Source organism: Mucilaginibacter endophyticus, assembly GCF_003351025.1.
In the GTDB taxonomy this organism is placed as follows: Bacteria; Bacteroidota; Bacteroidia; order Sphingobacteriales; family Sphingobacteriaceae; genus Mucilaginibacter; species Mucilaginibacter endophyticus.
This window is the reverse complement of record NZ_QPCG01000002.1, coordinates 963,342-975,719: the sequence shown is the minus strand read 5'-3', so window position 1 is coordinate 975,719 and position 12,378 is coordinate 963,342. Positions and strand designations below refer to the sequence as shown.

Sequence of the window (12,378 nt, the reverse complement as noted above, 5' to 3'; positions counted from 1 at the left end):
AACTGTATTTATTGTAATTTTAGCCAATCGAGCCAATTAAAAAGCACTGAATTTGGGCCTAAATTATAAATACCGAGCAGGGTACATGAGTTGTAATGCCTAAGGTGTACTTATCAACATGAGATTTTTTTTACCGGGGATAATTGTTACTGTTTTATTGAATTTTCTGTTCATGTCACCTGCCCGTGCGCAATCTTATGGGCTGGGCTTCTATAGTCATGAAGTTGTACAGGATAAGCGCACCGGGTTAGACCTTGGCTTGAAAAATCTATCTCCTAAAGATAAATTTGAGGTTTCGTTTGATCTGTCTTTCCTGCCTAACAGGGTTATTTACTTCGGTTATATTTTACGGCTGATAGGTGACGATAATCAAAATGTCGACTTAGTATACGATAATCAAGCCAATACCAAGCACTTCAAAATCATTATTGGCGAACGTCTTTCAAAAATATCTTTCAATATTGATGATAAACTGCTTTTTGAACGCTGGAATAATTTAAAGATCCAAATAGATTATAAAAACGATAAGATCACCGTTATTTCCGGCAATCAGTCATTAAGCGAAACAGGTATCCATCTAAAAGCGAGTTCAAACTATAAGCTACTCTTTGGCGCTAACGCTTATAAGCAGTTTCAAACCACTGATTTGCCGCCGTTTAAATTGCGCGATGTTCGTGTACAACAAAATACGGAGCAAATAGCAAACTGGCCGCTTAATGAGTGGGAGGGTAGCGTAGCCAACGAAACCGAAAATAAAAACAGTGGCTCGGTTAATAACCCATTGTGGATCAAGGCAAGGCACCGTAATTGGCAACTGGAAAAGGAATTTACCGTTCCCGGAGATGCCAGTTTGGCTTTTGATGCTGCAAACGAGGATGTATTTGTCATCACTGCCGATTCATTGGTTACATATTCCATCAACAAAACGCCGCAGTTAAAAAGCAGGGCATATAGTTCTGGTCGGCAAATGATGGTGCCGGGCGACCAGGCTTTGTATGCCAACAACAAGCTTTTTTACCTGTTTATGGATCAGACAGCCGTTGGAACGTTTGATTTTGTTACCGGCAAGTGGGATAAGGGCTATAGTAATTTTGCAACCAATAACGGTCATCTCAATAAGTTTTTCAGCAAAACAGATACGGCTATTTATACTATAGGTGGGTATGGGCAGCTGATTTATAAAGACAGTGTCCGCAGGTTTAGTCTTAATACTAAACAGTGGGAGAAGGTTAAATTTAAGGGAGATACTTTTACCCCGCGTTATTTGGCCGGGTTAGGTGCTAATGCCACCGGCGATACGGTTTATGTAATTGGTGGTTATGGCAGTGCATCGGGTCAGCAGATTGTGAATCCGCGTAACTTGTATGATATGGTGCGCTACACGGTTAAGGACAAGACGTTTAAAAAGCTTTTCAATATCGACGTTAAAAACGAGGATTTTGTTTTCGCCAACTCGCTTGTCATCAACTCGAAAGATAAAACCTATTATGGTTTGATCTTTCCGCAGCATAAATTCAATTCAAACCTGCAGCTTATAAAAGGCTCGTTGGATAAACCTGCCTACGAAATGGTTGGCGATACCATTCCCTTTCAATTCCACGATGTAAGTGCCTATGCTGATCTTTATTATTTGCCACATAGCGCAAAATTTTTATCGGTAACGTTGTTTAAAGAAAACGACCACACCCGGGTTAAGGTTTACTCGCTGCTTAGTCCACCAGAACCGGTTGTTACTAATATTTTATCCGAGAGCCATATGGGTTACTTACTGTGGATAGTTGGTGGTTGTGTTATATGTTTAGGAATAGGAGCCGTTGTTGTTATTAACCGCCGTAAAAAGGCAGTCCCACAAGTACTGCGAGAGCCTCAAAAAGCTGTAGCGGAAGTAACGCTGCCCGTTAATGAAACGCAGGAACTGGTTGTATCCGAAACTAAAGAGGAAAACGAAAGCCGCCTGCATGCCAACAAGAATGCCATATTTTTATTTGGCGACCTGCAACTGTTTACGCCTGATGGCAACGAGATCACCAAGTACTTTACGCCTTTATTGAAAGAGTTGTTTTTAGTGATCCTGATGTATTCGGTAAAGTTTGACAGGGGGGTAAGCTCTGAAAAACTAAACGAAATCCTTTGGTTTGATAAATCGGAAAAAAGCGCGCGTAATAACCGTTCGGTGAACATTGCCAAGCTGAAATCCCTGCTGGATAAGATGGGTCATTGTCATCTATCTAAAGATACAGGCTATTGGAAAATTGAGATAGATTATAACGAGATCCAGGTTGATTATCATAATTACCTCAATATTGTATCTAACAAAAGCAAGCTCAACAAGCAGAAGATAATCCAGCTTACACACATTACCCAAAGGGGTAATTTCCTGTCGAATATTGAGTACGAATGGCTCGACGCTTTTAAGTCGGAAGTATCAAATGAAATCACCGACTCATATATTCAGTTCGCCAATTCGATAAAAGTCACCGATGATCCTGAGTTTTTGATCAAACTGGCTAATGATATCTTCTATTTCGACCCGGTGAATGAGGAAGCCATGATCTTGAAGTGTAAAGCACTCTCGCATATTGGTAAGCACTCATTAGCTAAAAACACGTTCGAGAATTTTAACAAGGAGTACAAAGCAATTTACGGCGAAGCTTTTGAACGCGATTTTCATTCAATTCTTGAATAAATCTGTTACAATTGATATTTATTGGATTAATTAATCAATTTTTAATGATTAATTAAGTTGTGCAAGCAATTTTGAGGCTATTACCAGTTAATCAATTTGATAAACACGAGGCACCTATGGAGCCTTACGTCGGACTACTTTTGCTATAAACACGAAACTCCTATGGAGTTAAAAAAATCCAACTCCGTAGGAGTTTCGTGTTTATAGATAATACACAGAGAACATTAAGGCTCCGTAGGTGCCTCGTGTCGGCGATATCAAAGGTGATTTTTCTGGGAGTATAGCCAATTAATAAATCTGGCGCTTGTATTTTTACAGAGTCAGCATAAAACGTTAATCAGTATATCAATATAAATCAATATCCATGTTAAGCCCTTTCCCCCGGTTGTTTAAACCACTGTTTTTATCCACGGTACTTGGCATCAGTAGCTTGTGCGGCAGTGTAATGGTATCTGCCCAAACAAAAGATGAAGGCAATCTTCAATATATCGATCCGCATATTGGTAATGTGGGAGCCTTGCTTGAGCCTACCCGGCCAACTGCACACCTGCCTAACCAGATGATTAGGATGCTGCCTGTACGTCATGACTACATCGACGATCAGATCTCCAGCTTTCCACTTAACGTGGTATCGCATAGGTTAGGGGAGGTGTTTTCGGTTAAGCCAGATAACAATGTAATTACCCCTGCTTCGTGGAACGAAAGAATGACCTATGACCATGATCTGGAGGTTACCCGACCATGGTATTATTCAACTTTCCTGATTGATAAGGATATCACTGTAGAGTTTACACCGGGCAAAAAGGTCGGCGATTATAAATTTACTTTTCCTGCTAAAAGCGCTGCTAAAAGCATTTTGTTTGGGTTATATAACGAAGGTGTAGCGAATTTATCATTTACGGGAGGTAACGAGGTGACCGGTTTTGAAACCTATCATGACGATATCAAGGTTTACGTATACGGTAAGTTTAATGCCAAAGGAACCGCAGGCATAGTAAAAGATAACGCCTTAGTTAAGCAAAGTACTACCGATGGGAAGGACCTTAAATCGTACATTACATTTGCAGCCGGTACTCCGGATATAATCGAATTTAAGTACGCCATATCATACGTGAGCCCTCAGCAAGCTAAACAAAACTTTAACGATGAATTTGGCAGTGCCGACTTTGAAACGCTCAAGCAGGCAGCTAAAGCTACATGGGCAAAAGTAGTTGGCCAGATTGAGACTGAAGGGGGGACTGTGGCACAGCGTCGCTCATTTTATACTGCTTTGTATCGTTGTAATGAGCGTATGGTTGATATTAACGAAGGTGGCCATTACTACAGCGGATACGATAAGAAAGTTCATGATAGCAACCGTCCGTTTTATGTGGATGACTGGGTTTGGGATACTTATCTGGCCTTGCACCCGCTTCGTACTATCCTGAACCCAAAGCTGGAATCGGATATGTTGAACTCTTATGTTAACCAATATGAGCAAAGCGGCTGGATGCCGACCTTCCCGGTATTGTTTGGTGATAACCCTTGTATGAACGGTTTCCACTCTACGGTAATGTTTCTGGATGACTATCGCAAAGGCATTCGAGGTTTTGATGTTGATAAGGCTTATGAAGGTATCCTTAAAAATGCAAACGAAGCCACCATGCTGCCATGGGAAAACGGCCCTAAATGCGAACTGGACGATTTTTATCATACCAACGGATATTTCCCGGCTTTGAAAAAAGGCGAGAAGGAAACTGTAAGTCTGGTACATGGTTTCGAAAAACGTCAGGCAGTAGCGGTTACTCTTGGCGGTAGCTATGACGATTGGGCGGTTGGCCAGTTAGCGGGTGAATTGAAAAAAACAGCCGACGAGCAAACCTTTGCCAAACGCGCGCTTAACTATAAAAACCTTTGGAACAACGATAAGCAAATGTTTATCCCTAAAGACAAGGACGGCAACTGGATTGATATCGATCCTAAGTTTGACGGCGGTTTGGGCGGTCGCGAGTTTTATGACGAAAACAACGGCTGGACTTACCTGTGGCAGGTGCAGCACGATATCCCCGGCTTGGCAAACCTGATGGGCGGACAAGACAAATTCCAGGCCCGTTTGGATCAGCTGTTTCGCGAAAGTCTCGATAGAAGCAAATACCAGTTCTGGGCAAAATTCCCTGATGCTACGGGTTTAGTTGGCCAGTATTCGATGGGTAATGAGCCAAGTTTCCATATCCCATACCTGTACAACTTTGCAGGTGCGCCATGGAAAGCGCAAAAGCGTGTACGGTTCCTGCTTGATGTTTGGTATAAGGATAACATTTTCGGTATTCCTGGTGATGAAGATGGTGGCGGTATGTCGGCCTTTGTGGTATTTTCGTCAATGGGCTTTTATCCGATTACACCAGGAAAGCCAGTTTATACCATCGGCAGCCCGGTTTTCAGCAAGGTTACCATCAACCTGCAAAATGGTAAGCAGTTTAAACTGGTAGCTAACAATTGCTCGGTAGTAAATAAATACATCCAAAGCGCCAAGTTTAACGGCGAGGTGCTTAACAAGCCACTCTTTACCCATGAGCAACTGACGGCAGGCGGCACGCTTGAACTGGAAATGGGACCTAAACCAAATAAAAACTGGGGTATCTGATCTAAGAAAAAAATCAACACATATTAAAATTCTATCCTGATGAAAAAACACGTTTTTAGCATCTTGCTGCTACTGCTATGCGCTGTTGCCAACGCTCAGCTAAAGCACAGCAAAACATCGGCATTTAAAAGTTATAAAGGTTTGGTGATGGCCGGTTACCAGGGATGGTTCAACGCGCCCGGCGATGGCGGCAATCGTTGGTGGAACCATTACGTTTCGCATGGAAAGTTTGAGCCTGGTTATACCAATATCGACCTGTGGCCCGATGTAAGCGAATACCCCAAGACTTATAAATCGCCTTTTAAATTGGCCGATGGTAGTGACGCTTACCTGTACAGTTCGTACGATGCCTCATCAACCGAAACTCATTTTAAGTGGATGCAGCAATATGGCGTCGATGGCGTTTTTGTGCAGCGCTTTATTGGTGATGTACAGCGTGGAGCCGGTAAGCATCACAACGATGTGGTTTTAGGCAACGCGATTAAATATGCACAGAAATACCATAGGGCTATTACGGTGATGTATGATCTGTCGGGTATGAACGCGGGCGGCGATTCGCTGGTGATCAAGGATTGGAAACATCTTATCGACAGTATGAAAGTAACCAACCGGGGCAACAACCAAACCTGGTTGTATCATAACGGTAAGCCACTGGTAGCCGTATGGGGGATAGGTTTCAATGACCACCGCCGTTATGGTTTAACTGAAGGTGAAAAGATCATCGATTTTTTAAAGAATGACCCCGTTTATGGAGGTTGTGCCATATTGCTTGGTGTACCTACCTATTGGAGGGATTTTGGCAACGACACCGAAAATGATCCGCATCTGCATGATCTGCTGCGCAAGGTTGATATTGTACACCCATGGTTTGTAGGCCGTTTTAATGAAGAAGCTTATCCCGTTTTTCAGCACCGCATTGCCGAGGATATTGCCTGGTGTAAGGAAAATAAAGTTGATTACGTGCCTACCGTATTTCCGGGTTTCAGCTGGCATAATATGAACCCGCGTGCCAAACAAAATCAGATCCCGCGCAACCGTGGCCATTTTTATTGGAAACAGATAAATGGTGCCATCAACAGCGGCGCCGAAATGCTGTACGTAGCCATGTTCGACGAAGTTGACGAAGGAACGGCTATCCTCAAAGTATCAAAAAATCCGCCGGTAGGCTTAAGTACTTTCGTAACGTTTGAGGACGATATCCCTAATGATTATTACTTGTACTTAACAGGTTATGCCGCTAAAATGCTCCGGAAGCAAGTGCCTTTAACAGCCGATGTGCCACCGCCGGTAAAAAAATAGCATTATGAGCTCTTTCATCAAATTTAATTGACATTAATAGCGGATAAGTCCTGCTGTTAATGTTTTATTAATCACTTATTAGTTTCCTGCTTATAGTTTTAGCCTTTGATAAAGCGGGCTGTGGATTGATTTATTCAAATAGACAATCGATTGTACCCTAAATAATAACCCAACCAATTATAACTTATTTATGAAGCAAAAGAACGCCTATATATCGGTTCTTTTAGTAACGATTTTTTGTTCATTTAATACCCCTAAACCTACTGCTAAGCTTCCGTATAAAGACGCGTCGTTGCCGGTTGAAAAGCGTGTAGCCGATTTACTTGGCCGGATGACAACCGGCGAAAAGATTCGTCAGCTGGATATGTACTGGGGCCACGAAGTTGCCAACATGCAGGGACATGATGCGGTTTCCATGTCTGATAGTGCCCGCATCAATATCGGCACAGAAGGTATTGGCTCGGTGCATGACCTGTATCCTTTAACGGCTGACGTAAGCAACCAGATTCAGCGTTATGCTGTCGAGAAAACGCGTCTCGGCATTCCCGTTCTTTTTATTGAAGAAGGGCTGCATGGTTATGAAGGTTTGGGCAGCACAACCTTCCCGAGCCCATTGGCGTTGGCCGGGGCCTGGGATACCACTAATGTGCACAAGGCTGGCCGTATCATAGCAACAGAAATGCGTGCGCACGGTGTAGCGATGGTGTTAGGCCCGGTGCTTTGTCTTCCCCGAGATCCTCGCTGGGGCCGTGTTGAAGAAACCTATGGTGAAGATCCATTTTTATCGGCAGCCAATGGCGTGGCTATGGTAAAAGGTTTGCAAGGCAATAAGCTGAGCAATCATAATTCGGTGCTATCTGAGCCTAAACATTTTGCAGTACACGGCATTCCGGAGGCAGGTAGTAACACGGCTCCTGTTAATATGGGCGAACGGGAAGCACGTTCATCTTTTTTATATGTATTTGAAAAGGCTGTAAGAGAAGGCGGCGCGATGGGTATGATGGCTGCTTACAGCGAAATTGATGGAATCCCTTGCGTAGATAATAAATGGTTGTTGAAAGATGTGCTGCGTGGCGAATGGGGTTTTAAGGGTTTTGTGCTGTCAGATCTTGGTGCCATTAAGATGTCGCTAAACAATCACCAAATAGCAACCGACGCGGCCGATGCCCTGGGACAAACTTTTACCGCCGGTATGGATATGCAGTTTTATGATTTTCCGCATGTGGCTTTTCATGAGGCCATGAATAAGGCACTGGCAAGCAAAAAACTATCCATGGCAGATCTCAACCGCGCTGTATCAAACGTGCTGCGTGTAAAGTTTATGCTGGGTTTGTTTGATCATCCTTATATCGACATCGATCTGTTAAAAAAAGTAAACCATACGGATGAAAGCCGTGCCGTTGCCATGAAGCTCGCGCAGGAGGGGATCAGTCTGTTAAAAAATGATAATAACATATTACCGCTTGGGCCAAACGTGCGTTCGGTGGCGGTTGTCGGGCCGCTGGCCGAAAGCACATACCTGGGTGGTTACGCCAATAAAATGGGTAAAGGCGTAGCCATATTAGATGCTTTGAAGCAGAAGGCGGGTAATAGTCTGGATATTAAATTTGAAACGGGCTATACAGCAGATACATCTGCTGCAAGGCAAAATGAATATCTTGACAAAGCGATTAATATGGTTAAGCAATCGGATGTAGCTGTAGTTGTTTTGGGTGAGGATATCAACGAAGTAGGTGAGGGAAAAGACCGCGCTAATCTTGATCTCAACAAACAACAAAGCCGCCTGATTGAAGCTATTTATAAAACGGGAAAACCAACTATAGTTGTGCTGTTTAACGGCAGACCGCTCTGCATTAATTGGGTTGCCAAAAAGATCCCGGCAATAGTTGAATCCTGGTTTCTGGGTGAAACCGGTGGGTTGGCCATAGCCGATGTGTTATTAGGAAAAGTAAATCCGTCAGGCAAATTACCAATGACCTTTCCTCGGTCGGTAGGACAAGTGCCTTTTTATTACGATCATAAGCCAACCTCAAGGCACGTGTATGTTGATCAGGATACATCGGCGTTGTTTCCATTCGGGCATGGCTTAAGCTATACCTCATTTGAATATTCAAACCTGAAAATAGCACAGCCGCAAATCCCGCTTAATGGTTCCGCAAACGTTAGCGTTACTATTAAAAACACCGGCAAGGTTGAAGGTGAAGAAGTAGTGCAGCTTTATCTACGCGATGTTATAGCCAGTGTAACTACCCCGGTAAAATCACTCAAAGGTTTTAAAAGGATCAACCTTAAACCCGGCGAAAGCGGCACTGTTCAATTTAAAATAGACAACAAGGAACTGATGCTTTGGAACCGCCAGATGAAACAGGTTGTTGAACCAGGCGAATTTAAAGTGATGGTTGGCAGCTCATCTGAGGATATCAGGCTGAGAGGGAGTTTTTATGTGAAATAAAAATGGATATGCAGATGTGCAAATTTTATATGTGCAGATGTTTTTAACAATAATGTATTAAGGCATCCCGGAGCATTCCAAACATGAATCCGGGTTTAGTTGATGATTACCATGATATTTTGGTAACCGGTGCGTCTGAGGTGAGATACGGGCGCACCTTTTTCATTTTTTAAGTTGTTAAAGAAAAACAAAAGTGAGGGAAAGTGCGATTCCCCTCTTGAGAGGGGTGGAGGGGTGTGTTTAACCACTTGTAATGAATGCTGATGAAACACACCCCTGCAATCACTCGTGTCCCACCGCGCCCCCTCTCAAGAGGGGATTGGAAAAATATTAATATTTAAGCACTTAGTTTGATAGTAAACTCCGCTTTGAGGTGCATCCGGGGGCCTATTACAACTCCTTCAAAAACCCAAGCAAAGCTATAGCCACACCGGCCAGTACCGCTATCATCTTACGCATATTAAAACGATGATCGGCACTTGATTCAAAAAGGATGGTAGTTGAAATATGTAGGAAAATCCCGATAACAACGCCCATGATCCGGTTAAAATAATGTTGCAGGTTGCCGATATTTCCGCTGCTTAGGGCGTCACTGAAAAAGTAGCCGGCAGGGGCCATTATAGCGAATATGGCCACAAAAAAAATGGTTTTGTTTTTACCCTGTTTGTTGGTAAGCAGTACGGTAGCTAACGCAAACGCGGCAGGGATATGATGCAGGGCGATACCATAAACTAATTGGTCCTGGTTGCCCTGCGCCAGTGGCATTCCTTCTAAAAAAGCATGCAGACAAAGACTGGCCATAATACCTATCGGAAAAACAGCCAGGTCATGCGGGTGTTTGTGCATGTGCCCGTGCTCTATCCCGTCCGAAAACTGCTCAAGCACAATCTGGAACAGAAAGCCTATCAATATAAAAACGCCTACATAGTTATCATTGCCGTGATAAGCATCAGGAATAAGGTGTAATACGGTAATGCCAAATAAATAGGCCCCACTGAATGATAATACCAGTTTCAGCGTTTTGTGGTTATCGCCTTTAAATAAAAATACAGAAGTACCGCCAAAAAAGGCAGCAAAAAATAGCAGCAGAATTTTCCAGTATCCCATTAAAAGGCGGGTTGTGATTTTTTAAACAATAATGAAAGCAGCCACCCTACAAGGGAGCCGTACAGAGCGCCGCACAGCACATCTATCGGGAAGTGTACACCAACATATACTTGGGCAAAGCAAATGCTCCCTGCCCATAAAATGGCCCAAAGCCAGATCCATTTCCATTTATGGCCAAATACAAAACATAAAAATATGGCCATAGCAAAATGGTCGGTAGCATGACTTGATGGAAAGCTATATCCTGTACCACAAGGTACCCGACTAATATCAGTAAGAGATACTATAGGGTCGCGGCAGGGGCGGAGGCGTTGTATGCTGTGTTTTATAAGAACACCGCTGGTAAAATCAGCTACGCCTGCAGATGCTGCCAATAGCACAATAATGATAGCACCGGTTTTTTTATATCGCCATAAACAAAAAGCGATAATGAAGATATACAGAGGGATCCAGAACCTGGGGTTGCGCAACAACGGCATGATCCAATCAAAAAACGAATTGGACAGGTCATGGTTAATGAAATAAAATAAATGCCGGTCGAGATTTAAAAGATAGTCGGGCATTGTTTTTACTATAGATGCTTGTTTACTTAATTTTCAAAGTTATCAATTCGGTTAAAAAAACCTTCAGACTTTTAATACTTAGGTCATGTATTATCTCGTTAAGCATAAAATAATGCGCAGTAATGACAATTGAGCCAACGCTATGCGGTATTAATAAACAGTAAATTAGTGTGCAAGCGTTTGCGCAATTACTTAAAACAATATCATTTGTATCTTATATTTTATACTTTTACCACACCAAAAACATCGCATTTTGACTTTAATTAAATCTATTTCAGGTATACGCGGCACCATAGGTGGCGCTGTTGGCGACGGTTTAACACCGCTTGATATTGTAAAATTTACTTCGGCCTATGGTTCATGGGCTGTAAAAAAATCAGGAATTAAAAAGATTGTAGTTGGCCGTGACGCCCGTTTGTCGGGTGAAATGGTGAATAACCTGGTTGTTGGTACGCTACAGGGCTTAGGCATTGACGTTATTGATCTTGGTTTATCAACTACACCTACTGTTGAGGTGGCCGTTACCGGCGAAAAAGCTGCCGGTGGTATTATTCTTACCGCAAGCCATAATCCTAAACAATGGAACGCGCTTAAGCTGCTTAACGCTGATGGCGAGTTTATTAGTGATGCCGATGGTAAAGAAGTATTGACCATTGCAGAGTATAGCGATTTTATATATGCAGATGTAAATGATCTGGGTAAAGTTACCCATGATGATACCTGGCTGCAAAAGCACATCGACCAGATATTGGCCTTGTCATTGGTTGATGTTGAGGCTATCAAAAAAGCCGACTTTAAAGTGGTAATAGATTGTGTGAACTCTACAGGTGGCATCTTTGTGCCGGCCTTACTGAAAGCTTTAGGCGTTGAAACTGTTCATGAATTATACTGTGAGCCTGATGGCAATTTCCCGCACAACCCCGAGCCGCTTCCTGAAAACCTGATAGCTTTATCAAAAGAAGTGGTAAGCAAAAGGGCGGATTTAGGTATAGCTGTCGATCCGGATGTTGACCGCCTTTGTTTTGTTTGCGAAGATGGTAATATGTTTGGCGAAGAATATACATTGGTTGCTGTAGCCGATTACGTACTGAAAAACAACGTTGGTAACACCGTTTCTAATCTTTCATCAACCCGGGCACTGCGCGATGTTACTGAAAAGGCCGGTGGCGAATACCATGCCGCGGCGGTAGGAGAGGTGAATGTTGTAAACCAGATGAAAGCGGTTAACGCGGTTATTGGTGGCGAAGGTAATGGCGGGGTTATTTATCCCGAATCGCATTACGGTCGTGACGCTTTAGTGGGCATAGCGTTATTTTTAACTCACCTGGCTAAATATGGCAAGTCGGTTTCAAGCCTTCGCGCGTCATATCCGGGTTATTTTATTTCAAAAAACAAGATCACTTTAACGCCCGAAATGGACATAGATGCCCTTTTGAGCAAGGTTGAAGAAAAATATATCAAACAGCCTCATTCAACAATAGACGGCTTGAAAATAGAATTTGATAAAGAATGGGTACATTTGCGGAGGTCAAACACCGAGCCCATCATCAGGATCTATTCCGAAGGCAATTCTGAAACCGTGGCAAACGGTTTGGCCAATAAGATCATCACTGATATTAAGGAGATCTTACAACTGAAAGGTTAATTT

7 protein-coding genes are annotated in these 12,378 nt (G+C 43.0%); 5 read left to right on the top strand and 2 right to left on the bottom strand.

Annotated features, from left to right (window positions below; genetic code table 11):
- Positions 1-118: 118 nt before the first annotated feature.
- From DUL71_RS11515 to DUL71_RS11500, 4 genes are all read left to right on the top strand, one after another.
- Positions 119-2,686: a Kelch repeat-containing protein gene (locus DUL71_RS11515; RefSeq protein ID WP_154402363.1), complete on the top strand. Its 2,568-nt coding sequence runs from the start codon at positions 119-121 to the stop codon at positions 2,684-2,686.
- Between the two features lie 364 nt (positions 2,687-3,050).
- Complete coding sequence (locus DUL71_RS11510) at positions 3,051-5,309, top strand: GH92 family glycosyl hydrolase (protein ID WP_114938208.1); 2,259 nt, start codon at positions 3,051-3,053, stop codon at positions 5,307-5,309.
- A 39-nt stretch (positions 5,310-5,348) separates the two neighbouring features.
- Positions 5,349-6,608 (top strand): glycoside hydrolase family 99 protein, encoded by a 1,260-nt coding sequence (locus DUL71_RS11505; protein ID WP_114938207.1) that lies wholly within the window; start codon positions 5,349-5,351, stop codon positions 6,606-6,608.
- Between the two features lie 190 nt (positions 6,609-6,798).
- On the top strand, positions 6,799-9,060 hold the full coding sequence (locus DUL71_RS11500; protein ID WP_114938206.1) for a glycoside hydrolase family 3 N-terminal domain-containing protein: 2,262 nt from the start codon (positions 6,799-6,801) through the stop codon (positions 9,058-9,060).
- A gap of 390 nt (positions 9,061-9,450) precedes the next feature.
- On the opposite strand, the gene DUL71_RS11495 is transcribed toward DUL71_RS11500, so the two are convergent.
- Positions 9,451-10,167 (bottom strand): ZIP family metal transporter, encoded by a 717-nt coding sequence (locus DUL71_RS11495; protein ID WP_114938205.1) that lies wholly within the window; start codon positions 10,165-10,167, stop codon positions 9,451-9,453.
- Positions 10,167-10,730 (bottom strand): phosphatase PAP2 family protein, encoded by a 564-nt coding sequence (locus tag DUL71_RS11490; RefSeq protein WP_114938204.1) that lies wholly within the window; start codon positions 10,728-10,730, stop codon positions 10,167-10,169. The genes DUL71_RS11495 and DUL71_RS11490 overlap by 1 nt, the downstream gene beginning before the upstream one ends.
- 253 nt (positions 10,731-10,983) lie before the next feature.
- Between DUL71_RS11490 and glmM the strand changes: the two genes are divergently transcribed.
- Entirely contained in the window at positions 10,984-12,375 is a 1,392-nt protein-coding gene (gene glmM, locus DUL71_RS11485) for a phosphoglucosamine mutase (RefSeq protein ID WP_114938203.1), read from the top strand.
- The last annotated feature ends 3 nt before the right edge of the window (positions 12,376-12,378 follow it).